Here is a 23,859-nt window from a genome sequence, read left to right on the forward strand (position 1 = left end):
TCAAGATGCCCTGTCCGGGGACGATTTTGCCCTGCCTTCTAAAATGAGCCATGTCCAAGCCTTTTGATGTGTGTATCCGCGGTGGCGGTGTGGTCGGCCGTACGCTGGCATTGCTGCTGGCACGCGAGCGCCTGCACGTGGCGCTGGTCACCCGGCCCGCGCCGGCCGGCAACCCGGCGGAACCCGCCGTCCCGCAGGATGTACGGGCCTACGCCCTGAACAGCGCCTCGCGGCAACTGCTGACTTCGCTGAGGGCCTGGCCCGACGCGCCTGCAGCCACGCCTGTGCTGGAAATGCAGGTCTGGGGCGACGACGGAGGCCGGCTTGATTTTGCAGCCCCGCCGGGCAGCACCGAGACAGCCCTGGCCTGGATCGTCGATGTACCGGCGCTGGAGCTGCAACTGGCCGAAGCCGTGCGCTACCAGCCGCAGATCGAAACCGTGGAGGCGCCTGTCAAGGCCGCGCTCACGGTGATCTGCGAGGGCCAAAAAAGCACCAGCCGCAACGAATTCGGCGTGCAGTGGATCATCAAGCCCTATCCGCAAAAAGCCATCGCCGCCCGCCTGCAAAGCGACCTGGCACATCGGGGTGTGGCCCGCCAGTGGTTCCACAACGGCGAGATTCTGGCTCTTTTGCCGATTGGCGGCGCCGACGGGAACTCTGTGGCGCTGGTCTGGTCTGTCTCTGTGGAGCGCGCAACCGCGCTGGAGAAGTTGACCCCGGAAGAATTTTCCGCGGCGGTGCAAACCGTCTGCGGTGCCGAAGCAGGTTGCCTGCAGTTGGCGAGCAGCCTGTCGAGTTGGCCGCTGGCGCTGTCGCGGGCCGAACGCTGGGTCGGGCCGGGCTGGGCGCTGGCCGGGGACGCCGCCCATGCCGTGCATCCGCTGGCGGGCCAGGGCCTGAACCTGGGCCTGGCCGATGCGGCCGGACTCGCGGCCGTGATTCACGGACGCGAATATTGGCGCGGTCTGGGCGATGAAAAGCTGTTGCGGCGTTATGAACGCTCGCGCAAGGCCGATGTGGCGGCCATGGGCGCAGTGACGGATGGATTACACGGCCTGTTCGCGCAAAACGACGCGCGTTGGCAGGCTTTGCGCAATTGGGGCATGAAGGGCTTTGCACGCAGCGGACCGCTGAAGGAATGGGTCACGCGCCGGGCCATGGGTTCATCGCCGCACCGCCCGGGATGAGCTGCCCCTGGACGGGGCAGCGCAAGACACCGAAAGACACGCTGTGAAAAGCGTGAGAGTTCATCACACAGACTGGAAAACAATGACACTGTTCAAGACCATCCTGACCGGCACCCTGCTGGCCCTTAGCCTGGGCGCCTTTGCGCAGGAAGCGGCCATCCGCAAGAACCTGGCCGAGCGCCTGCCGAACCTGCCCAGAATCGACGAGATCAACAAGACGCCCATGGCCGGCCTGTATGAAGTGCGCGTCAACGGCAGCGATATTTTTTACACCGATGCCGAAGGCAACTACCTGATCCAGGGCAACCTGATCGACACCAAGGTCAGGCGCAACCTGACGGAAGAACGCGTCGACAAGCTCAACGCCGTGTCTTTTGATGCGCTTCCACTGAAAGACGCCTTCACCATTGTGCGCGGCAACGGCAAGCGCAAGGTGGCGGTGTTTGAAGACCCGAACTGCGGCTATTGCAAACGTTTTGAACGGGACATGCAAAAGGTCAGCGACGTGACCGTCTACATGTTCCTGTATCCCATCCTCAGTGCGGATTCGACGGAAAAGTCGAAAAACATCTGGTGCGCCAAGGACAAGGCCAAGGCCTGGCAGGACCTGATGGTGCGTGACCAGCCGGTGGCCAACGCCAGTTGCGACGCCGGCGCGTTGGCGCGCAACATCGAGTTCGGCAAAAAACACCGCATTACCGGCACCCCGACGCTGATTTTTGCCGACGGCTCGCGCGTGCCCGGCGCCATCAGTGCCCAGCAGGTCGAGAAATACCTGACCGACGCCAAGCCCCAGTAAACCCGCCGCGCCTGAATTGATGCATCAAAAGGCCTGCTAGCCCTTGTCCGGCGGGCGCCAGCTGCTCTTTTTTCAGTAGCATGCTCACCCGCCACCAGCAGCGGCAACGCCGGGTGAGCCCCGGCCGATGCGGTATTCTTTGGGCCTATGCCCAAACCTTCCTCCAAGCCCTCCGGAACGCCATCCGCGGGGATCCACTACCGCGTCGAGATCGCCGACCTTCACGCCCACCTGTTCCGTGTCACCCTGACCATTGCCCGACCCGCCGCGTTGCAGCGGGTGGCGCTGCCGGTGTGGATTCCCGGCAGTTATCTGGTCCGCGAGTTTTCGAAAAACCTGCAGAGCCTGCGCGCACGGCAAGGCGCACGGGCGCTGCCCGCCGGCCAGATCACGCAGCTCGACAAATGCAGCTGGCAGATCCGCTGCAATGCAGACAAGCCGCTGGTGCTGCTCTACGAGGTCTATGCCAACGACAACTCGGTGCGCACGGCCTCGCTGGACGCGGGCCGCGGCTTCTTCAACGGCAGCTCCCTGTGCCTGCGGGTCGATGGCCAGGACCAGGCACCGCACCTGCTTGAAGTGATGGCCGCGCCGGCCATCAGCGACTGGTCCTTGGCCACCGGACTGAGCCCTCTGAAAGTCGACAAGCAGGGTTTCGGCAGCTACCTGGCCGCCAACTACGACGAACTGGTGGATGGCCCGGTCGAGATGGGGAGCTTCTGGAGCGGATCTTTTCTGGCCTGCGGTGTGCCGCACCGCTTTGTGGTGGCCGGCGCCACGGCAAGCTTTGACGGCGCCCGGCTGCTGGCCGATGCCCGGAAAATCTGCGAGGCCCAGATACGCTTCTGGCACGGCGGCAAAAAGCCGCCGTTCAAAAATTACGTTTTCATGCTCAACGCCGTGGACGACGGTTACGGCGGGCTGGAGCACCGCAACTCCACCGCGCTGATCTGCAAACGCCAGGACTTGCCGCGCCTGGGCAGCAGCAAGCTGCCGGAGGGGTACACCACGCTGCGCGGACTGATCAGCCATGAATATTTCCACACCTGGAACGTCAAGCGCCTGCGCCCCGCGGAGTTCGGCAACTACGACTACGGCAGTGAAAACTACACGCAGCTGCTCTGGTTTTTTGAAGGCTTCACCAGTTACTACGACGACCTGGTCCTGTGCCGCGCCGGCCTGATCGATGAAGCGGCTTATCTGAAACTTCTGAACAGGACCATCAACCAGGTCATGCAGGCGCCGGGGCGGTTGGTGCAGTCGGTGGCCCAGGCCAGTTTCGACGCCTGGGTCAAGTATTACCGCCAGGATGAAAACACGCCGAATGCCACGGTCAGCTATTACACCAAGGGCGCCTTGGTCGCCCTGTGTCTTGACCTGAGCCTGCGCGCCGAAAGCAGGGACACGGTCCCGGCCAGCCTGGACGACGTGATGCGCAGCCTGTGGCTGCGTTGCCGCGGCGGCGTGATGAGCGAAGCGGATGTCACCGCCGCACTGCTGGAGGTCGGCGGTCGCTCTTATGCGGCGGAAATCGCCAGCTGGGTGCATGGCACGGGCGAGCTGCCGCTGAAAGACCTGCTGCAGCGCCACGGCGTCGCCGTACTCGAGGAGCCAGCGCAGCTGGCGCAGGCACTGGGCCTGCGGGTGCAGGAAACGGGCGGCATCCAGATCAAGACGGTATTGCGCGGCGGTGCGGCCGAACAGGCCGGGTTTGCCGCGGGCGACGAGTGGCTGGGCCTCGAAACACCTGTGACCGGAAAAAGCAAAAAAACGGCGCAGCCACCCCATTCCGGCTGGCGCCTGGGCAAGCTCGATGAGTTGCCGTTTTACGCCGGACCCAGCAAAAAGATCACGGCGCTGGTGGCACGCGACAAGCGCCTGCTTCGGCTCGAGTTGACGATGCCGCCGGACACGACCACCTGGCGGCTGCTGGCCAAGGATGCGGCGCTGGTGAAAAAGTGGCTGCTGCCCGCCGGCTGAGCCCGCGATTCAGCCAGCAGGCATCTGCGCTTCGATCTGGGCCACAAACCGCTCGGCTTCAGCGGCGCCCTTGATCTCGCGAACGATCTCGCGGGCCCGCTTGATCACGGCGACAAAATCGGCGAGATCGCGCGCGCCCTCGATCTTGATGCACAGCGGCTCAGCCATCGGACCGAGCAGGTGCTCCAGCAAATGCGAGGAAAACCGCTGCGCCTGCGCCAGGTTGGCTGCGCGCTGCGGTGCTGCCGTGGCCGACGGCTGCGGCCCCCCCGCCGGCTCCAGCGCGGCCGGCATGGTTCTTTCTTCAGCCACTGCCGGCGCCACCAGGCCCTCGGCCTCGAGTTCTGACAGACGCTGCGGATCGCCGAGCGCTGCGGCCATGGTGGTCAGTTCTGCGTAGGTTCTTTTGCCATCAACCATGATCAACAGGGAACGCAATCTGGGGGCCAGGCCGGAATGCCGGTTTGCAACCGCCTCCGTTCCCTTCTGCGTTTTTTGATAGATCACTTGCTTGTTCGGCATGGCAACCTCCTGTAACTATTTGTCAGCTCAGTCTAGAACCAAAACAGTACAACGTCGAGAGGGTGCTTACCCCGGAAAACCCGGAAGCGCAGCTCAATGCCGGCGGTCCAGCACCCGCTTGGCCTTGCCCAGACTGCGCTCCACACCGCCCTCGGCACGCAACTCGATGTCCACACTGGTCCCGATGTAAGCCTTGATCTCATGCTGCAGCAGGTGGGCCGCTGCCTGCGCGGACGGGCTGTCGGGTGCCAGGCCGGGGCGGGTCTCCACCGCCACACGCAGGCAGTCCATGCTGCCCTCGCGGGTCAGAATGCACTGGTAATGCGGCGTCAGCTCATGGCGCTTGAGGATCAACTCCTCGATCTGCGTGGGAAACACGTTGACGCCGCGCACGATCATCATGTCGTCGCTGCGGCCCGTGATCTTCTCCATGCGGCGCATGCTGCGCGCCGTGCCGGGCAACAGGCGCGTCAGGTCGCGTGTGCGGTAGCGAATGATGGGCAGCGCTTCCTTGGTGAGACTGGTGAACACCAGCTCGCCGATCTCGCCGTCGGGCAGCAGTTCACCGCTGACGGGATCGATGATCTCGGGATAGAAATGGTCTTCCCAGATGGTCGGGCCGTCTTTGGTTTCCACACACTCGCTGGCCACGCCCGGGCCGATGACCTCGCTCAGGCCGTAGATGTCCACGGCATCGATGCCCATGCGCTTTTCAATCGCCAGGCGCATGTCGTTGGTCCAGGGTTCGGCGCCGAAGATGCCGGTGCGCAGGCTGGCGTCGGCGGCGGACAAGCCCTGCTTTTCAAACTCGTCGGCGATCGCCAGCATGTAGCTGGGTGTGACCATGATGATGTCGGGCTTGAAATCGGTGATCAGCTGCACCTGCCGCTCGGTCTGCCCGCCGCCAAACGGCACGACGGTCAGGCCCAGTTTCTCGGCACCGTAGTGCGCGCCCAGCCCGCCGGTGAACAGGCCGTAGCCGTAGCTGATGTGCACCAGGTCGCCGGGGCGCGCACCCGCCGCGCGTATGCTGCGGGCGACACAGCCGGCCCACATGTCCACGTCATTTTTGGTGTAGGCCACCACGGTCGGTTTGCCGGTGGTGCCGCTGGACGCGTGAATACGCACACACTGCTCGCGCGGCACCGCAAACATGCCGAAGGGGTAGCTGTCGCGCAGGTCGTGTTTGGTGGTGAAGGGAAACTTCGCCAGGTCGGCCAGCGACTTGCAGTCCCCCGGATGCACGCCCGCAGCATCGAACTTGGCCTTGTAGACCGGGGAATGCCGGTAGGCATGCTGCAGCGTGGACTGCAGGCGTTTGAGCTGCAGGGCGCGCAGTTCGTCGAGGCTGGCCTTTTCAATCGGTTCGAGCGGAAAACTTGTCATGAGATCTCCGGAATCACGTGGCCTGCAATCTGCGCGCTTTTCCCACGGAACATCGCAATGACCTCGCCGCGCTGGTTGCTGACCTTCATGTCGTAAATGCCGTGCCGGCCCTGCAGCGTCTGCTCCACCCCTTCGCAAGTCAACACATCGCCGAGCTGGCCGGGTTTGAGAAACTCGATGCTGCAACCTGCCGCCACCGCGACCTTGTTGTAGCTGTTGCAGGCAAAGGCAAAGGTCGAGTCGGCCAGCGTGAAAATCAGTCCTCCGTGGCAGATCTTGTGGCCGTTGAGCATGGGCTCACGCACGGCCATGCGCATGACGGCGCGGCCGGGTGCGCAGGACACCAGTTCCATCTGCATGAAGTCGCGCGAGGCACTGTCGGCGGCAAACATGGATTCGCCCACGGCGCGGGCCAGCTGCTGTGCATCCATCTAATTGCCCCTGAACGCAGCCGGGCGCTTCTCGAGGAAGGCCATCACGCCTTCGATGTAATCGTGGCTGCGGCCCAGCGCCGACTGGGTGTCGCGCTCCTGGTCCAGCTGGGCATCCAGGCCCCGGCTGGCGCCTTCGCTGAGCAGGCGCCGCGTTTCGACAAGGGCGCGGGTCGGCATGACGGCCAGGCGCGCGGCCAGCGCCATCGCCTTGTCCAGGCAGTCTTCGCCCTCGGCGGCCACGTCCCAGATCATCCCCCACTCTTTCGCATCCTTCGCGCTGAGCTTGTCGCCCAACATGGCCAGCCCCATCGCGCGCGCCAGGCCCAGGCGCTTGACCAGAAACCAGGAGCCACCCGCGTCAGGTACCAGGCCGATCTTGCTGAAAGCCTGGATGAAGCTGGCGCCCGGCGCGGCAATCGCCAGGTCGCAGGTCATGGCCAGCGATGCGCCTGCCCCGGCGGCCACGCCGTTCACGGCGGCAATCGTCGGCACGCGCAGCTTCTGCAGGCGCCGCACCGTCGGGTTGAAGGCCTGGTCGATGATGGGCCCGGGGTCGGCCCGTTCGACGAGGTTGGGGCCGGGCGCGAAGTCGAACTCGGCCAGATCGGCGCCCGCGCAGAAGCCGCGGCCGGCGCCGGTGATCACGAGGGCGCGCAGCGACGGATCGGCCTCCACGGCGTCCAGCGCTGTCCAGAGCTGCTGGTGCATCTGGCGGGTAAAACTGTTCAGGGCCTGCGGCCGGTTCAGCGTCACAAGCGCCACGGCGCCTCGTGTGGACAACAGCACGGCAGGTTCGGAAGGGACATCGGTCATAAGCATCTCCTGTGACGAATCTAGCATTAACCGACCGTCAGGTCGGTTAATGTTTTCCCTTGCTTTTCCACCTCATGGCGCGCCCGCCGGGCAAAAGGATCGTGGCATGATTCAGCCTCCAAAGGAACCCGCCATGACTTATGAATTGATCCAGACCCGCACCGAAGGCCGCGTGGGTATCGTCACCCTGAACCGGCCCAAACAACTCAATGCACTCAACGACCAGTTGATGGACGAGCTGGGCGCTGCGCTCAAGGTCTTCGACGCGGACGACAACATCGGCTGCATGATCCTGACCGGCAGCGAAAAAGCCTTTGCGGCCGGCGCCGACATCGGCGCGATGGCGAGCTACAGCTTCGCCGACGTCTACAAGGGCGACTACATCACGCGCAACTGGGAGCAGATCCGCAGCATCCGCAAGCCGGTGATCGCCGCCGTGAGCGGCTTTGCACTTGGCGGCGGCTGCGAGCTGGCCATGATGTGCGACTTCATCATTGCCGCGGACAACGCCCGCTTCGGCCAGCCTGAAATCAAGCTCGGCATCATCCCCGGCTCGGGCGGCACGCAGCGCCTGCCGCGCGCCGTGGGCAAGGCCAAGGCCATGGACCTGGTCCTGACCGGCCGCATGATGGATGCGGTGGAAGCCGAACGCAGCGGGCTCGTCAGCCGTGTCGTGCCGCTGGACAAGCTGATGGAGGAAGCGCTGGGCGCCGCGCTGCAGATCTGCGACTACGGGCAGATTGCCGTGATGGCTGCCAAGGAAGCCGTGAACCGCGCCTGGGAAGGCACCCTGGCCGACGGCATCATGTTCGAGCGGCGCCTGTTCCACGCGACCTTTGCCACCGAGGACCAGAAGGAAGGCATGGACGCTTTTGTGGGCAAGCGCAAGCCGGTGTTCAAGCACAGGTAGAGCCCCCACGGTCGCGCACTGCGGGTCGCTCCCTGAGCCCGAGGGCCACTGCGCCTGCGGCCCGGCGAAGCCGGTTCCGCGGCCCCTGCCTGACTGAAGAACCCCACAGTTTCTCAATGTGTAGCGCGTCTCGTCAAAAATCCGTTCAGGTTTGGCTATAATCTGCGACGCGCGGTGATATAGCTCAGTTGGTTAGAGCGCAGCATTCATAATGCTGATGTCGGTGGTTCAAGTCCACCTATCACCACCACGGTTTCGCGGAGCCCCAGAGGTTGATCCTCTGGGGCTTTGTTACTTCACAGCCTCTGGACATAAACCATGAAACGCTGCCTGCCCTCCCTGCCTCTGGCCCTGCCGGCCGCGCTGATCGCCGTGCTGATGACGCTGGTCAGCCTGTTCGCCACGCCGGCGCTGGCCCAGACCGACGAAGTCCCCAGCGTCCGCAATTTCCCCAAGGCCGCCCTGCGCGGCCTGCTGGTGGTCCGGGCGCCGCCCGACATCAGCCTCAACGGCAAGACCGACCGCCTGTCGCCCGGTGCACGCATTCGCAACGCCAACAACAACTATGTGTTGTCGGGCGCCCTGCTGGGCCAGGAGTTGCTGGTCAATTACACCCGCGACAGCGCCGGTCTGGTGCACGAGGTCTGGGTGCTGACCCGCGAGGAAGCCAAGGAAAAACGCGCAGGCCTGTCCACGCGCAATTTCCTTTTCAACTTCGAGGGTGAAGCCGCGCCGCAGGACGACGGCAAAACCCCTTACAACCAGCTGCCGCGCTACCAGCAGTAGCCGGCTCCGCGCCGGCCCGCCAGCCGTTTTTATAATAAAACAGGCCTCCAGCCCTTTACTGACGGGCGCCAACAGCTCCCAATTCGATAGTAAATCCATGAGCAAAAAAGTCTTTATCAAAACCTTCGGCTGCCAGATGAACGAGTACGACTCGGACAAGATGTCCGACGTGCTGCACGCCGCCCAGGGTTACGAGCCCACCAGCAATGTGGATGAGGCCGACCTGATCCTGTTCAACACCTGCTCGGTGCGCGAAAAGGCGCAGGAAAAGGTGTTCAGCGACCTCGGGCGCGTCAAGCACCTGAAGAAAAAGGGCGTGCTGATCGGCGTTGGTGGCTGTGTGGCCAGCCAGGAGGGCGACGCCATCATCGAACGCGCGCCCTATGTCGATGTGGTGTTCGGCCCGCAGACCCTGCACCGCCTGCCCGACCTGCTGGCCAGGCGCATCAGCCTGGGCAAATCGCAGGTGGACATCAGCTTTCCCGAGATCGAGAAATTCGACCACCTGCCGCCGGCCCGCGTGGAAGGCCCGAGCGCGTTTGTGAGCATCATGGAGGGCTGCTCCAAATACTGCAGCTACTGCGTCGTGCCCTACACGCGCGGCGAGGAAGTCTCGCGCCCGTTCGAGGACGTGCTGGTGGAAGTGGCGGGTCTGGCCGATCAGGGCGTGCGTGAAGTCACCCTGCTGGGGCAGAACGTCAACGCCTACCGCGGGCCCATGGGCAACACTGCCGACATCGCCGATTTCGCCACCCTGCTCGAATATGTCTCCGACATTCCCGGCATCGAACGCATCCGTTATGTCACCAGCCACCCCAACGAGTTCACCCAGCGCCTGATCGATGCCTATGGCAAGCTGCCCAAGCTGGTCAACCACCTGCACTTGCCGGTGCAGCATGGCTCCGATCGCATCCTGATGGCCATGAAACGCGGCTACACGGCGATGGAATACAAGAGCACCATTCGCAAGCTGCGCGCGATCCGCCCCGAGCTGGCCATGAGCAGCGACTTCATCGTCGGGTTCCCCGGCGAGACCGAGGACGACTTCGGCAAGATGATGAAGCTGATCGACGACATCGGCTACGACACCTCCTTCAGCTTCATCTTCAGCCCGCGGCCCGGCACGCCCGCGGCCAACCTGCTAGATGATACGCCGCACGAGGTCAAGCTCGCGCGGCTGCAGCGCCTGCAGGCCGCCATCGACGACAGCGTGCGCGCCATCAGCGCCAGCCGCCAGGGCACGGTGCAGCGCATCCTCGTCGAAGGGGCCTCCCGCAAGGACCCGACCGAGCTGATGGGCCGCACCGAATGCAACCGCGTCGTCAACTTCAGGGGCCAGCCCCGCCTGATCGGCCAGATGGTGGACGTGACCATCACCGAAGCCTCGCAACGCTCCCTGCGCGGCGACGTGCTGCACCATGAAGAGCCTGCACTGAGCGCTTGAACCGCGCGCAGTACCCCGCCGGCAAGGTCCTCCCATGCTTGAGCGCGTTTCCTTCCGCCAGCTGCTGGTGGCAGCCTTTTTGCTGATTGCCGGCCTGCTGGCGGCCGCCTCGCTGCGCGCCGTGTTCACGCTGGAGCAACTCACGATGCAAAGCCGCGACGGTGCGGTGCGCGCACTCGACCTCAGCGCGGCCGCCCAGTCCCTGGACGAACGCAGCGTGGCGATGGAACGCACCGCGCGCCAGTCGCTGGTGCTGTCGGACCGCGTGCTGCGCGAGCGCTTCGACGAAGCCGCGGCCGATGCCCGAACCGTGCTGGCGCGGCTGGGTCCGCAAAACGTGCCGGCCGCCCTGGTCACCGACTGGAAGAACCACCTGCAGGCCGTCACCGCGCTGCTGTCGGGCTCGCCCGATACCGCGCTCGACAGGGACAGGCAGGTCGCGCAGGAATTCCGCGAGCTGGACCGCATCAACGCAGCCATTGCGCAGCAGGTCCGGCAGACCATCGCGACGCAAAACCGCAGCCTGCTCGACACGCTGGAAAACCGCCGCCGGCAATTGACACAACAGGTGCTGGGCGCAATCGCGCTGGCCGTCCTGATGGCGCTGGCCTTCGGCATCTGGCTCACGCGCCCGCTCAACCGCCTGGAAAAAGCCATCATCGGCCTCGGCGAAAACCGCCTGGACGAAGCCATCCGCATCGACGGCCCGGCCGACTTGCAACTGGTCGGACAGCGGCTGGAATGGCTGCGGCTGCGGCTGGTGGAGCTGGACGCCGACAAGTCGCGGTTTTTGCGCCATGTTTCGCACGAACTCAAAACCCCGCTCGCGTCGCTGCGCGAGGGCGTGTCGCTGCTCGAAGACGGCGTGGCCGGCGAGCTCAGCGCCAATCAGCGGGAGGTGGCCAAAATCCTGCGCCACAACACCGGCCTGCTGCAGGGCCAGATCGAGGACCTGTTGCGCTTCAATGCGGCGGCGTTCGAGGCCCGTCAGCTGCGCCGGGAGAAAACCGACCTGCTGCAGCTCATTGAAGAACAGGTGGAAAGCCAGCGCCTGCAGTGGCGCGCGCGCGATCTGCAGGTCAGCGTCGAGGGACCGGCCCTGCAGGCCGAGGTGGACCGCGACAAGCTGGGAACCGCCATCGCCAACCTGCTGTCCAACGCCATCCGGTTTTCTCCGGCTGGAGGCAGGATACGCATCCGCCTGAGCCAGTTCGCCGACGTTGTGCACATCGATATGGACGACGAAGGCCCGGGCATCGCCTACGACGACCAGGCGCGCATTTTTGAGCCCTTTTACCGCGGCGAGCGGCAACCCCCGCAAGTGGTGCGAGGCAGCGGCATTGGCCTGTCCATCGTTCACGAGTACATTGCTGCCCATGGGGGCCGGGTGCAGTTGTTGCCGGACGGCCCGGGTGCCCATTTCAGGATAGAACTTCCCCATGCTTTCAAGTCTTGAGGCCTTCAGCCCCGTCTTTTGCCGCGCCCTGCCCTGGGCGCTGGCCCTCAGCCTGGCTGCCGGCTGCACCATGCCTGCCGCTTCGCCAGCCATGGCCACCGTGACGAAAGCGGCGCCGGCAGCGCCGCCAGCACCGTCCAACGCCGCACCTTCGGAGGCAGACGCCGTCACGCCCCTGCTGGCCTACGCCGACCGGCTGCGCAGCCTGCCCGGCCCCGAACTGGCCCAGGAAATCACCCGGCTCGGCAACGCTGCGTCAGCGGGCGATCAGCTGCGCCTGGCTCTCACGCTGAGCCAGACCCGGCAGCTCCCCGATCTGGTGCGCGCGCAGGAACTGCTGCAGCGCGCCCTGGCAAACAACAGTGAGGAAGCCCGACCACTGCATGCCCTGGCGCGCCTGCTGGCCGCACGTTTTGCCGAGCAGCGGCGGGCCGAAGAACAGCTGGACCGGCAGAACCAGCAGCTGCGCGATCTGCAACGCCGCCTCGAACAGACCCAGGACAAACTCGACGCCCTCAAGGAAATCGAACGCAGCCTGAGCAACCGCCCTGCGGCGGCCCCGGCATCGTCGCCACGCGGCCGCACCCGGCCACCAAGCCCATGACAAGCCCCAACGCCCACCTGCTGGTCGTCGACGACGACGCCGACATGCTGCGCCTGCTGACCATGCGGCTGACAGCGGCGGGTTACCGCGTCAGCGCGGTGAGTTCGGCCGAAGCCGCCCTGACCCAGCTCGAGATCGAGCGCCCGCAGCTGGTGCTGAGCGACGTGCGCCTGCCCGGCAAGGACGGCCTGGCGCTGTTTGACGAGATTCGCAGCCAGCACCCCTCGCTGCCGGTGATTCTGCTGACGGCCCACGGCACGATTCCCGATGCGGTGGAGGCCACCGAACGCGGCGTGTTCACCTACCTGACAAAACCGTTTGACGGCAAAGGCCTGCTCGACAAGATCGCCCAGGCCCTGTCGCTGAGCGCGCCGGTGCCGGCGGTGCCGGCCGGCCAGTCGCCGGCCTGGCAAAGCGGGTTCATCAGCCGTTCCAGCCGCATGGCCGAAACCCTGGCCGAGGCGCGCATGGTGGCCCAGTCGGACGCCAGCGTGATGTTGCGCGGCGAAAGCGGCACCGGCAAGGAACTGCTGGCCCAGGCCATCCACCAGGCCAGCCCGCGCGCCGCCCGGCCGTTCATCGCCGTGAACTGCGGCGCCATTCCCGAGGCCCTGCTCGAGTCCGAACTGTTTGGCCATGTCAAGGGCGCCTTCACCGACGCCTCGGCCAGCCACAAGGGGCTGTTCCAGGCTGCCGAGGGCGGCACCCTGCTGCTCGATGAAATCGGTGACATGCCGCTGGCCCTGCAGGTCAAGCTGCTGCGGGTGCTGCAGGAACGCACCGTCCGGCCGCTGGGGTCCAGCCAGTCCATCCCCGTCGATGTGCGCATTCTCTCGGCCACCCATCGAGACCTCGATGCGGCCATGGCCGAAGGCCAGTTCCGCACCGACCTGTATTACCGGCTCAATGTGGTCACGCTGACCCTGCCCCCCCTGTCCGAACGGCGTGAGGACATCGCGCTGCTGGCCAATCATTTTCTCCTCAAGCTCTCTGAAAAATACGGCAAGCGCCTGAGCGGCTTTGCGCCGGAAGCGATCAAGGCCCTGAACACCGCCGCCTGGCCGGGCAACGTGCGCCAGCTCTACAACGTGGTCGAACAGGTCTGCGCGCTGGCCAGCACACCACTGATTCCTCTGACGCTGATTCAACGTGCGCTGCGCTCGCCAAGTGTGCAGGTGCTCACCTTGGCTGAGGCACGCCAGCGTTTCGAACACGAGTACCTGGTCGGCCTGCTCAAACTGACCGACGGCAACGTGGCCGATGCTGCCCGGTTGGCGGACCGCAACCGCACCGAGTTTTACCGTCTGCTGCAAAAGCACGGCCTGACGCCGGGCCACTTCAAAACCGACCCGGCGACTACCCTTTCTGATCCTGTCGCCGAGGAGCGACAGGGCCAAGCCCCTGATTCCAAACACTAATTTCATCAGGCCGGCGATAGCTGTCGCCCGAAGGCGACAAAAACAGCGGTCCACCAGCCTTTTTCACGGTCGGGATCAACGGTTCAGCGGTTAAATCGATTCAAGCCGTTGATTTAAAACAACTTTTTCGGGTTGGCACAGGGTTTGCCCTAGTCAACCCATGCAAGCTGTTTTCCCCCGCTTCTCAACGCTTTTCCTGCACGTACGGCCAGCACGCTTTTTTGCGCTGCTGGGCCTGTGTGCCGCGCTGGCCAGTGCCCATGCCTGGACTCTGGACGACGTGGGCGCCCTGGCGCAAAAACGCGCGCAAACCCCTTACCAGCAGCCACGGGCCGCTGTTCCGGCCGAACTGGCTGCCCTGGACTACGACGGCCTGCGGGACATCCGTTTCAAGGACGACAAGGCCTTGTGGCGCGCCGACCAGCTTCCCTACGAAGCCAAGTTTTTCCATGTCGGCCGGCAGACCGACGCTGTACACATTCACGAGTTGTCTGCCCAGGGCAACAAGCTCCTGCGTTACAGCGCCGACGACTTCAGCTACGGCAAGAACCAGCTGAACCCGGCGCGCTGGGGCGATATAGGCCACGCCGGCTTTCGCCTCCACACCGCTCTCAATTCACCCGCCTACAAGGACGAGTTGGTTGCCTTTCTGGGCGCCAGCTACTTCCGCGCCCTGGGTGCCGGCCAGCGTTACGGCCTGTCGGCCCGTGGCCTGGCGGTCGACCCCACCGGTGCACAGCAGGAAGAGTTTCCGCGTTTCACCGATTTCTGGCTCGAAAAGCCGGCTCTCGGTGCGAAGCAGGTCACGGTCTATGCCCTGCTGGATTCGGCGCGCATGACAGGCGCCTACCGCTTTGACATCCGTCCCGGCGAAGAAACCGTCACCGAGGTGCATGCCCGCATCTTCATGCGCGCAGGCGCCGGCCCGCGGGTGGCCACCCTCGGTGTGGCGCCGCTGACCAGCATGTTTTTCTTCGGCGAAAACCAGCCGCGCGCTGGCGACTTCCGGCCAGAAGTGCATGACTCGGACGGGCTGATGGTGGCCACCGGGGAAGGTGAATGGTTATGGCGTCCGCTGCAGAACCCGGTTTCCCCCCTGGTGACCTCTTTCAGCATGAAAAGCCTCAAGGGTTTTGGCCTGATGCAGCGTGACCGCGCCTTCTCCAGCTACGAAGACAGCGAAGCCCGGTACGAGCTTCGGCCCAGCGCATGGGTGACCCCGCTGGGCGACTGGGGCGCGGGCCGCGTCGAGCTGCTGCAGTTTGCGACGCCGGACGAAACCCATGACAACGTGGCCGCCTACTGGGTACCGGCAAAAATGCCCGCCCCGGGCGAATCATTGAACCTGGCGTGGCAGATTGGCTGGCAGGGCAAAAACCAGCAACGCCCGCCCAACGGCTGGGTCATCCAGTCGCGCCGCGGCACCGGCTACAGCAAGCTCAGCGCCGAGGCCCTGGCCCAGCAGACACAGTTTGTCATCGACTTTGCCGGACCGGCCCTGGACGCGTTGCCCGAGGACGCCAGGGTCGAGGCGATCACCACCGCCAGCAGCAACGCCCGCGTCGTCGAAAGCATCGCTTACCGCAACCCGGCCACCGGCACCTGGCGCATGAGCCTGCGCGTGCAGCGCCTCGCCCCCCCTGTCAACCAGAGCGCCCAGCCGATCGAGCTGCGCGCCTTTCTCCAACACAACACCCACACCCTGACTGAAACATGGACCAACCTGATCACACCCTGACCCCCCGCAGCCTGCTGCGCGAAGAACGTCATCCGAACTCGGTCACCGCGCCGCCGCTGCACCGCGGATCGATGGTGCCGCGTCCCTGGCGTGGTTTCTGGAACAGCCTGGGCATGACCGCGCTGGGGCTGATACGTCCCGCTGCCGCCCAGCCCAGCACCGTGCCGGTGCAGGCGCTGCAGCCTTGGCAACAGGCCGCCACGCGGCGCCGGGCCGTCTTCGTGCTGCTGACGGTGCTCAGTACCGTGCTGGCCACCAGCCTGTTTGCCGATATGCAGCCCGACTACGACAGTGCCTGGCTACAGTACGGCCAGCTTGTGCTGTTTGCGCTGCTGTCCGCCTGGGTGGTCACCGGGTTCATGACCGCCATGATGGGTTTTTACGTGACGATACGCGGCGACAAACACGCCCTGTCGGCCAGACAGGTCCAGCACCATGCGCTGGACGACGCAACGAGGACGGCGATCATCATGCCGATCTGCAACGAGGATGTGCGCACCGTGTTCGCGGGCCTGCGCGCCACCTGCGAATCCGTCGCAGCGACCGGCCATGTGAAAGCCTTCGACGTGTTTGTGCTGTCCGACACCAGCGACCCGGCCACCCAGAAGGCCGAACGCGCGGCCTGGGAAGACCTGCGCACCCAGCTGGCGGCCCAGCCCGACCAGCCCCGGATCGAGGTGTACTACCGCCTGCGCAAGCGCCGCACCGACCGCAAGGCCGGCAACGTGGCCGACTTCTGCCGCCGCTGGGGCAAGGACTACCGTTACATGGTGGTGCTCGATGCCGACAGCGTGATGAGCGGCGACTGCCTGGTGGCCATGGTCAAGCTGATGGAAGCCAACCCGAGCGCCGGCATCATCCAAACCGCCACCCAGGCCATCGGCCATGTGACGCTGCATGCGCGGGCGCAGCAGTTCGCCTCGCGCGTGACGGGGCGCCTCTTCACGCTGGGCATGCAGTTCTGGCAGATGGGCGAGTCGCACTACTGGGGCCACAACGCCATCATCCGGATCGCGCCTTTCATGCAGCACTGCGCGCTGGCGCGCATCCCGGGCACCGGCGGCATGTCGGGCAGCATCATGTCGCACGACTTTGTCGAAGCCGCGCTGATGCGCCGTGCCGGTTACCACGTCTGGCTGGTGGCCGACCTGGTGGGCAGCTATGAACAGCAGCCGCCCGACCTGCTGGCCGAACTGCAGCGCGACCGCCGCTGGTGCCAGGGCAACCTGCAGAACTCGCGCCTGATTGCCGAGCCCGGCATTCACCCGGTACACCGCTCGATGTTCGGCACGGGCGCCATGGCTTACCTCTCGGCGCCGCTGTGGCTGTGTTTCCTGACGCTGGGGACAGCGCTTTGGCTCTCCGGCACACCCATGGTCAGCGACTGGGACCTGCTGCCCGGCGAACTGCTGACCTTGTGGGCGTGGACCTTGGCCATGCTGTTTTTGCCGCGCCTGCTCGGCATAACCGCGGTGCTGATCAACCGCCAGCAGCAGGCCTACGGCGGCACCGCCAGCCTGCTGCGCAGCGCGCTGCTGGAAACGCTGATCGCCCTGCTGCAGGCACCGATCCGCATGCTCGCGCACTCGCTGTTCGTGCTGGTGGCGCTGACCGGGCTCAAGCTGGACTGGAAGTCGCCCCCGCGCGAAGCGGCGGCCGTGCCCTGGCGTGTGGCCCTGCAACAGCTCGCCCCCATGAGCGCGGTGATTGTGCTGCTGGCCGCCGGCATCACGCTGATTGACGCCAGCGCGCTGGTCTGGCTGCTGCCCGTCGGCCTGCCCTTGCTGCTGTCCATCCCGATGACCGTGCTGACCAGCAAGGTCGGCGTCGGGACGGCCATGCGCACCAACAACTACCTGCTGATTCCCGAAGAAACCAAATCACCGGCGGTCTTGCGTCGCGCCTGGTTCCATGCCAGCCAGCAGGTGCGGCCGCGGCTCAGGGCCATTTAGGCCAGTGAAAGCCAACGGGCGCCATCAGCTATCTATTTGATAGCTGATGGCGCCCGTTTTTATTGGGCCAATGGCCCTTTTTAATGAAGAACGGAGGGGGCCTCAGAACTTCGGCATGCCCTTCATGCCGCCCATGCGCTTCATCATTTTCATCATGCCGCCGCCCTTCATCTTTTTCATCATGGTCTGCATCTGCTCGAACTCGTTGAGCAGGCGGTTGACCTCCTGAACCTGCACACCGGAGCCCGCGGCAATGCGGCGCTTGCGCGTGGCCTTGATCAGTTCGGGCTTGCGGCGCTCCAGCGGCGTCATGCTCTGAATGATGCCTTCCTTGCGGCGGATGTCCTTTTCGGCCTTGTCCATGTCGACCTGGCCGGCCTTGGCCGCCATCTGCGCCGGCAGCTTGTCGAGCAGGCTGGACAGTCCGCCCATGCTTTTCATCTGCTGCAGCTGGCTCAAAAAGTCATTGAGGTCGAAGCCACTGCCGGACTTCATCTTGGCGGCGAGTTTTTGCGCCGCTGCCATGTCCACGCCGGCCGTGACCTGCTCGACCAGCGCGACGATGTCGCCCATGCCGAGAATGCGGCCCGCGTGGCGCTGGGCATCGAAGACTTCCAGCCCGTCGATTTTTTCGCTGGTGCCCGAGAACTTGATCGGTGCGCCGGTGATCTGCCGCACGCTCAATGCTGCGCCGCCGCGCGAGTCGCCGTCGGTCTTGGTCAGGATGATGCCGGTCAGCGGCAACGCTTCCTTGAAGGCCTTGGCCGTGTTGATAGCGTCCTGGCCCTGCATCGCGTCCACGACAAACAGGGTCTCCACCGGATTGAGCGCCGCATGCAGTGCCTTGATCTCGGCCATCAGCGCTTCGTCGATCGCCAGGCGGCCGGCGGTGTCGACCAGCAGCACATCGAAGAAGTGTTTGCGCGCGTAGTCGAGCGCGGCCAGCGCGATGTCCACCGGCTTCTGGTCGGCCGTGCTTGGAAACCATTCGGCGCCAGCCTGCTTCGTGACGGTCTTGAGCTGCTCGATGGCCGCCGGGCGGTACACGTCGCCCGACACCGTCAGCACCTTCTTCTTGCGTTTTTCGATCAGGTGTTTGGCCAGCTTGGCGGTGGTGGTGGTCTTGCCCGCACCCTGCAGGCCGGCCATCAGGATCACCGCCGGCGGCTGGGCCGCGAGGTTGATGTCGCTGACGCCCTCGCCCATGGTGGCGGCCAGCTCCCGGTTGACGATGCTGACCAGCACCTGCCCCGGCGACAGCGAGGCCATGACCTCCTGGCCCAGCGCCTTCTCCTTGACGCGGGCGATGAAGTCGCGCACCACGGGCAGCGCCACGTCGGCTTCGAGCAGCGCCATGCGCACCTCGCGCAACATGTCCTGCACATTGGATTCGGTGATGCGGGCCTGGCCGCGCATTTCCTGGACGAGGCGGGAGAGTTTGTCGGTGAGGGCAGAGGCCATGAATAAGCTCCACAACTGGAGCGGAAAGGAAGTGAAAGAAGGACCAGCCGTCTGGCGCAGAAGCTAAACTGTAGCCATGATTTTAACTTTGAGCGCCTGGTGGGGTCTGGCCACGGCCATCGGCGCGGCGCTGGCCTATGCCATCCTGGCGCTGGCCACCGCACGTTTGAGCGAAACCACCACGCGTGGCGTGCTGCTGCTGGCCTGGCTGCTGCACGCACTCACCCTGGCCGAGGGCCTGCTCGGCGAACCGCCGCGGTTCGGGTTTGCGCCGGCCCTGTCCATGACGGTCTGGCTGGTGCTGAGCGTGTACGCGGTGGAAAGCCGGCTGTTTCCGCAGCTCAAGGCCCGCTGGACGCTGGCCGGCCTGGGCACCGCCGCCGTCCTGCTGGCGCTGGTGTTTCCCGGCACCAGCTACCACGTGATTGCCTCGCCCTGGCTGCCTCTGCACTGGGCGCTGGGCATTGCGTCCTACGGCCTGTTTGCCGCCGCCGTGGTGCATGGCTGGCTGATGAACCGCTCCGAGCGCTCCATCCGTTCCGCCACGCAGCCCGACACCGGCGTGCCCCTGCTGACGCTGGAACGCTTGACCTTTCGTTTTGTGCAGGCAGGTTTTGTGCTGCTGACGGCCACACTGCTGGTCGGCTGGCTGTTTGCCGAAACCCTGTATGGCCCGGGCCTGGCCGGACAATGGAACCACAAGACCATTTTCTCGGTGCTGGCCTGGATCACCTTCGCCGGCCTGCTGATCGGTCGGGCACGCTTGGGCTGGCGCGGGCGGCAGGCGGTGCGGGTGCTGTATCTGGGCTCCGGCCTGCTGCTGCTCGGTTATGTGGGCTCGCGTTTTGTCCTTGAAGTCATTTTGAAGCGCGTATGAAATACCTGTTGGTGATTGTCCTGGCGCTGGGGGTCCTCTGGCTCTGGCGCAGCAACCGGCGCGCCGGGCAGCCGGGGCGGCCACCCGCGCCGCCGGCCGGCCGCCCCGGCATGCCGGCCACCGAAGTCGTGGCCTGCGCCGTCTGCGACGTGCACCTGCCGCGTGCGGACGCGCTGCCCGGTGGCAAGGGGTTTTACTGCAGCGACGCGCACCGCCGCCAGGCCGAGGGCTGATGGCCAAGGCGGCGCCGGACTCCGGAAATTCCTGGTTTGGACCGGTAGAGAAATCCGGCGCATGGGAATCGGATGCCGGCGGCGAGTCTTTCGGCCGGCTGTGGCGGGCGTTCATGGCGGCCCGCGTAACGCTGGCCACCGTGCTGCTTGCCTTGCAGGCCTCCATCTATGCGCTGGGCCAGCCTGTCGGCAAGGCCATGATCGCGCTGTGTGTGGCCTATTTTGTTGCCGCGCTCGCCGTGCGTGTCTGGGCTCAACCGAAACCGCCAGGCAGCACCTTCGACGCCCAATGGCTCTCCACGGTCGGCGTCGACGTGCTGGCATTTTCGGCGCTCAATTTCCTGCAGTCGGGGGCGATCAACTACACGGCGCTGTTCGCGCTGCCGGTGCTGCTGGCGTCCGTGCTGGGCCCCATCCTGCTGGCCCTCGGTACCGCCGCCAGCGTGGCGCTGCTGCTGCTGGCCGATGCCTGGTGGGCCTCGCTGCAATTGCCGGGCGACGCCACGGCGCGCTTCCTGCAGGCCGGTCTGAGCGGCTCGGGCTTTTTCATCATTGCCCTGCTGGCCAACCAGCTGGCCCTGCGCCTGTCGCGGGAACAAAAGCGGGCCGAACGCAGCCACTCCGCCGCACGCATGCAGACCCAGGTCAATGAACTGGTGATCGACACCCTGGTCGATGGCGTGCTGGTCATCGATACCAAGGGCATCGTACGCGCGGCCAACCCCGCTTCGCTGCGTTTGCTGGCCAGCCAGGACACGGCGCGCACGGCCCCCTTTGTATTGGCCGCCGAGACGGCCTGGCAGCCCCTGACAGAGCTGGCACAACTGACATTCGAGCAGCGCCAGCCGCAGCAGGCCGATGTGAGCCTGGAGCATGCCTCGCGCCATGCCCGTCGCCTGCAGGTGCGTACCCGGCTGGCCGCCTCGCGCGACGGCTCGCACGAGAGCCTGTGCGTGATGTTCCTGGAAGACCTGCGGGAAATGGAAGCCAGGGTGCGCACCGAAAAAATGGCGGCGATGGGCCGCATGTCGGCCGCGGTGGCCCATGAAATCAGGAACCCGCTGGCGGCCATCACGCAAGCCAATGCCCTGCTGGAGGAAGACCTGCAGGACCCCGGGCAGCGCCAGCTCACAGGCATGGTCAGCCAGAACGCGCAGCGCCTGGCCAGGATCGTCGAGGAAATCCTCAACATCTCCCGCGTTCAGGAGCAGGCGCCCCAGGCGCTGACAAGCGCCCTGCCGCTCGATGACATGGTGCAGCGCATCTGCTCGGACTGGACCCAGCAAACGGCATCGGGCCAGCGGCTGCGCCTGCGTGCCGGTGCCGGCCGGACGGGCGTGCTGTTCGAGGCCGAGCACCTGCGGCGACTGATGGTCAACCTGCTGGACAACGCCCTGCGTTATGCCAGCGCTGCAGGCGATGCGATACAGGTCGCCACCGACATCACCGCCGCCGGGCAGCCCCGGCTGTCGGTCTGGAGCGACGGGCAACCACTGGAAAAAACGGTGCAGTCGCATCTGTTCGAGCCGTTTTTCTCTTCGGAGAGCCGCTCGAGCGGGCTGGGCCTGTATATCTGCAGGGAGCTCTGCGAACGCCATGGTGCGCTCATAGGCTACCAGCGGGCCGTCCGCAACGCGGTGGAAGGCAACGAGTTTTTTGTTATCTTCCGGCCAGCCGCCACCGCGCCAACTTTGTCCCAGACGGGTTTTGACACAATGTGGTCTGACATCCAGAAAACACCATGACTCTCCCGACGCAAGCCCACATCCTGGTGATTGACGACGAGCCCGACCTACGAACCCTCTACGAGCTGACCCTGCTGCGGGAAGGCTACCGGGTTGAGGCGGCGGCCGACCTGGCGCAGGCGCGCGCCCTGCTGCAGCAACGCCGCTTTGATGCCGTGATCACCGACATGCGCCTGCCCGACGGGCTGGGCCTGGAGCTGCTGCGCGAGATGGTCACCCTGCAGCGCCCCGAACGCTGTGTGGTCATCACCGCCCACGGGTCCGCCGAAAATGCGGTGGAAGCGCTGAAGGCCGGCGCCTTTGACTACCTGACCAAGCCGGTGGACCTCAAGCAGTTTCGCAGCGTGGTGGCGTCGGCCATCCAGGGACCGGCGCCCCCCACGGCCGTCGCCGAGCGCAGCAGGCCCGGCAGCGAGGACGGACCCGCCGCCTCCAGGGCCGCACGGCCGGCGGATGCCTCCCCGACACTGCAGCGCCTGGTCGGCGAATCGGCCGTGATGCAGGCCGTCAAGTCCCGTATCGTCAAGGTCGCCAGCAGCATGGCGCCGGTGCTGATCCAGGGTGAGTCCGGCACCGGCAAGGAACTGGTGGCGCGGGCCGTGCACGACTGCAGCCATCGCGCGGCAGGGCCCTTTGTCGCCGTCAACTGCGGCGCCATCCCGGAAAATCTGCTGGAAGCCGAATTTTTCGGGGCCCGCAAAGGCGCCTACACCGGCTCGGCACAGGACAGGCTCGGTTATTTTCAGTCGGCCAAAGGCGGCACCCTTTTTCTGGACGAGATTGGCGACCTGCCGCTGGCGATGCAGTCCAAGCTGCTGCGTGCCATCCAGGAGCGGGTCGTCCGTCCGCTGGGCTCCACCCAGGAGGACACGGTGGATGTGCGCGTTGTCAGCGCCACCCACAAGGATCTGGCCGCTGCGGTGGCGGCCGGCACCTTCCGCCAGGATTTGTACTACCGGCTCAACGTCATTGAAATCAGCGTCCCGCCGCTGCGTGAGCGCCGCGAGGACCTGCCCGCCCTGTGTCGGGACCTGCTCGGAAGGATTTGCCGGGAGTCAGGCTTTCACATGCCGGACCTCTCCGGTCAGGTCCTGGCCACCTTGCAGCAGCACCCCTTCAACGGCAACGTCAGGGAACTCGAGAACCTGTTGCACCGGGCCATTGCCCTCGGCGAAGACGGTGACCTGCATCTCGAATCGCCGCCGGCCGAATATGTCGCCGTGCCGGAAAACCTGCAGGACTTTCTTGACGGGCAGGAGCGCAACATCCTGTCCAAGGTCCTGCAGGAAACCGGCTTCAACCGCACGGCGGCCGCCGCCAAGCTGGGCATCAGCCTGCGCCAGATCCGTTACCGGATCGCACGCCTGAACATCGTGACGCCCCAGGGCGATGAAGCGGCCGATGAGCCCTCCTGAGGCCGTATCCGCACTGTGGCGGGACGGCTGGTACCGCTATGCCAGGGCGCTGACATCGCCGAACTTCGGTCCGCGACCCGCGTCGGCTTGCATCGACCTGATCGTCATCCACTCCATCAGCCTGCCGCCGGGCGAATTTGGCAATGGCCAGGTGCAACGCCTGTTCACCAACCAGCTGGACTGGGACGCCCATCCCTACTTTCAGTCGTTACGCGGCTTGCAGGTGTCTTCCCATTTTTTCATCACCCGGTGCGGGGAGCTGTGGCAGTTTGTCAGCTGTGATGCGCGCGCCTGGCATGCGGGCGAGTCCGGCTACCGCGGCAAAAACAACTGCAACGACGACTCGATTGGCATCGAACTCGAGGGCCTGGAAGGCGGGCTGTTCGAAGCCGCCCAGTACGAAACCCTGGCCAGCGTCTGCGCGGCGCTGCTGCGTCATTACCCGATCACCTACCTGGCTGGCCATGAACACATTGCCCCCGGCCGCAAGCAGGACCCGGGGCCCGGCTTCGAATGGTCGCGGCTGCAGGATTCGCTGGGCTTGCCGGCTAAGTGTTTTCCCGCAGATCTCTGATGACCCTGGTGGTGGCCGCTTGGGGGCCGTCCGTCAACAACCACGACCATCGGAAGCCTTGATCGCCTTGCAAGGCGCATGAACACGTGATCGGCACGTGTCCGGCCGATGGATGCCCAGCT

At 65.4% G+C, this 23,859-nt stretch carries 21 protein-coding genes and 1 tRNA gene; 17 read left to right on the forward strand and 5 right to left on the reverse strand.

The window, feature by feature from the left end:
- Positions 1 to 50: 50 nt before the first annotated feature.
- From AAG813_RS04610 to AAG813_RS04620, 3 genes are all read left to right on the forward strand, one after another.
- Positions 51 to 1,190: an FAD-dependent monooxygenase gene (locus tag AAG813_RS04610; protein ID WP_341912296.1), complete on the forward strand. Its 1,140-nt coding sequence runs from the start codon at positions 51 to 53 to the stop codon at positions 1,188 to 1,190.
- An 82-nt stretch (positions 1,191 to 1,272) separates the two neighbouring features.
- Positions 1,273 to 1,989: a DsbC family protein gene (locus AAG813_RS04615; protein WP_341912298.1), complete on the forward strand. Its 717-nt coding sequence runs from the start codon at positions 1,273 to 1,275 to the stop codon at positions 1,987 to 1,989.
- A gap of 147 nt (positions 1,990 to 2,136) precedes the next feature.
- Positions 2,137 to 3,969: a peptidase M61 gene (locus AAG813_RS04620; RefSeq protein ID WP_341912301.1), complete on the forward strand. Its 1,833-nt coding sequence runs from the start codon at positions 2,137 to 2,139 to the stop codon at positions 3,967 to 3,969.
- A 9-nt stretch (positions 3,970 to 3,978) separates the two neighbouring features.
- Here AAG813_RS04620 and AAG813_RS04625 read toward each other — a convergent pair whose 3' ends face one another.
- The 4 genes from AAG813_RS04625 to AAG813_RS04640 form a co-directional block, all read right to left on the reverse strand.
- Positions 3,979 to 4,491, reverse strand: a complete 513-nt coding sequence (locus AAG813_RS04625) for a hypothetical protein (protein WP_341912303.1) — start codon at positions 4,489 to 4,491, stop codon at positions 3,979 to 3,981.
- A 93-nt stretch (positions 4,492 to 4,584) separates the two neighbouring features.
- Entirely contained in the window at positions 4,585 to 5,877 is a 1,293-nt protein-coding gene (gene paaK / locus AAG813_RS04630) for a phenylacetate--CoA ligase PaaK (protein WP_341912305.1), read from the reverse strand.
- Positions 5,874 to 6,308, reverse strand: coding sequence for a hydroxyphenylacetyl-CoA thioesterase PaaI (gene paaI / locus AAG813_RS04635; RefSeq protein ID WP_341912307.1), 435 nt, complete (start codon positions 6,306 to 6,308; stop codon positions 5,874 to 5,876). Before paaI ends, paaK begins: the two co-directional genes overlap by 4 nt.
- The gene (locus tag AAG813_RS04640; protein ID WP_341912310.1) at positions 6,309 to 7,124 is read right to left on the reverse strand and encodes an enoyl-CoA hydratase-related protein; all 816 of its coding nucleotides are present in this window, start codon (positions 7,122 to 7,124) and stop codon (positions 6,309 to 6,311) included.
- Positions 7,125 to 7,257: 133 nt separating this feature from the next.
- Here AAG813_RS04640 and AAG813_RS04645 point away from each other — a divergent pair, with 133 nt between their 5' ends.
- From AAG813_RS04645 to mdoH, 9 genes are all read left to right on the forward strand, one after another.
- A complete protein-coding gene (locus tag AAG813_RS04645) occupies positions 7,258 to 8,034 on the forward strand; it encodes an enoyl-CoA hydratase (RefSeq protein ID WP_341912312.1) in 777 nt (258 codons plus the stop codon).
- 173 nt (positions 8,035 to 8,207) lie between these two features.
- Positions 8,208 to 8,284, forward strand: a tRNA-Met gene (locus AAG813_RS04650).
- A 68-nt stretch (positions 8,285 to 8,352) separates the two neighbouring features.
- Entirely contained in the window at positions 8,353 to 8,820 is a 468-nt protein-coding gene (locus AAG813_RS04655; protein WP_341912314.1) for a hypothetical protein, read from the forward strand.
- A gap of 97 nt (positions 8,821 to 8,917) precedes the next feature.
- A complete protein-coding gene (gene miaB / locus AAG813_RS04660; RefSeq protein WP_341912317.1) occupies positions 8,918 to 10,264 on the forward strand; it encodes a tRNA (N6-isopentenyl adenosine(37)-C2)-methylthiotransferase MiaB in 1,347 nt (448 codons plus the stop codon).
- Between the two features lie 34 nt (positions 10,265 to 10,298).
- A complete protein-coding gene (locus tag AAG813_RS04665) occupies positions 10,299 to 11,720 on the forward strand; it encodes an ATP-binding protein (protein WP_341912319.1) in 1,422 nt (473 codons plus the stop codon).
- Positions 11,704 to 12,324: a hypothetical protein gene (locus tag AAG813_RS04670; RefSeq protein WP_341912321.1), complete on the forward strand. Its 621-nt coding sequence runs from the start codon at positions 11,704 to 11,706 to the stop codon at positions 12,322 to 12,324. Before AAG813_RS04665 ends, AAG813_RS04670 begins: the two co-directional genes overlap by 17 nt.
- A complete protein-coding gene (locus AAG813_RS04675; protein ID WP_341912323.1) occupies positions 12,321 to 13,742 on the forward strand; it encodes a sigma 54-interacting transcriptional regulator in 1,422 nt (473 codons plus the stop codon). Before AAG813_RS04670 ends, AAG813_RS04675 begins: the two co-directional genes overlap by 4 nt.
- Positions 13,743 to 13,902: 160 nt before the next feature.
- A complete protein-coding gene (locus AAG813_RS04680; protein WP_341912325.1) occupies positions 13,903 to 15,480 on the forward strand; it encodes a glucan biosynthesis protein G in 1,578 nt (525 codons plus the stop codon).
- Positions 15,456 to 17,432: a glucans biosynthesis glucosyltransferase MdoH gene (gene mdoH / locus AAG813_RS04685; protein ID WP_341912328.1), complete on the forward strand. Its 1,977-nt coding sequence runs from the start codon at positions 15,456 to 15,458 to the stop codon at positions 17,430 to 17,432. The genes AAG813_RS04680 and mdoH overlap by 25 nt, the downstream gene beginning before the upstream one ends.
- Positions 17,433 to 17,534: 102 nt before the next feature.
- Here the strand turns inward: mdoH and ffh are convergent, their stop codons facing one another.
- Positions 17,535 to 18,893, reverse strand: a complete 1,359-nt coding sequence (gene ffh, locus AAG813_RS04690; RefSeq protein WP_341912330.1) for a signal recognition particle protein — start codon at positions 18,891 to 18,893, stop codon at positions 17,535 to 17,537.
- Between the two features lie 76 nt (positions 18,894 to 18,969).
- Here ffh and ccsA point away from each other — a divergent pair, with 76 nt between their 5' ends.
- From ccsA to ampD, 5 genes are all read left to right on the forward strand, one after another.
- Positions 18,970 to 19,770, forward strand: a complete 801-nt coding sequence (gene ccsA / locus AAG813_RS04695) for a cytochrome c biogenesis protein CcsA (RefSeq protein ID WP_341912332.1) — start codon at positions 18,970 to 18,972, stop codon at positions 19,768 to 19,770.
- A complete protein-coding gene (locus AAG813_RS04700; RefSeq protein ID WP_341912334.1) occupies positions 19,767 to 20,003 on the forward strand; it encodes a PP0621 family protein in 237 nt (78 codons plus the stop codon). The genes ccsA and AAG813_RS04700 overlap by 4 nt, the downstream gene beginning before the upstream one ends.
- A 113-nt stretch (positions 20,004 to 20,116) precedes the next feature.
- Positions 20,117 to 21,748 (forward strand): ATP-binding protein, encoded by a 1,632-nt coding sequence (locus tag AAG813_RS04705; RefSeq protein WP_341912335.1) that lies wholly within the window; start codon positions 20,117 to 20,119, stop codon positions 21,746 to 21,748.
- Positions 21,745 to 23,163: a sigma-54 dependent transcriptional regulator gene (locus tag AAG813_RS04710; protein ID WP_341912338.1), complete on the forward strand. Its 1,419-nt coding sequence runs from the start codon at positions 21,745 to 21,747 to the stop codon at positions 23,161 to 23,163. The genes AAG813_RS04705 and AAG813_RS04710 overlap by 4 nt, the downstream gene beginning before the upstream one ends.
- Positions 23,150 to 23,737, forward strand: coding sequence for a 1,6-anhydro-N-acetylmuramyl-L-alanine amidase AmpD (gene ampD / locus AAG813_RS04715; protein ID WP_341912340.1), 588 nt, complete (start codon positions 23,150 to 23,152; stop codon positions 23,735 to 23,737). The genes AAG813_RS04710 and ampD overlap by 14 nt, the downstream gene beginning before the upstream one ends.
- Positions 23,738 to 23,859 lie beyond the last annotated feature (122 nt).

This window comes from Polaromonas sp. YR568 (genome assembly GCF_943371715.1).
Lineage (GTDB): Bacteria > Pseudomonadota > Gammaproteobacteria > Burkholderiales > Burkholderiaceae_C > Polaromonas.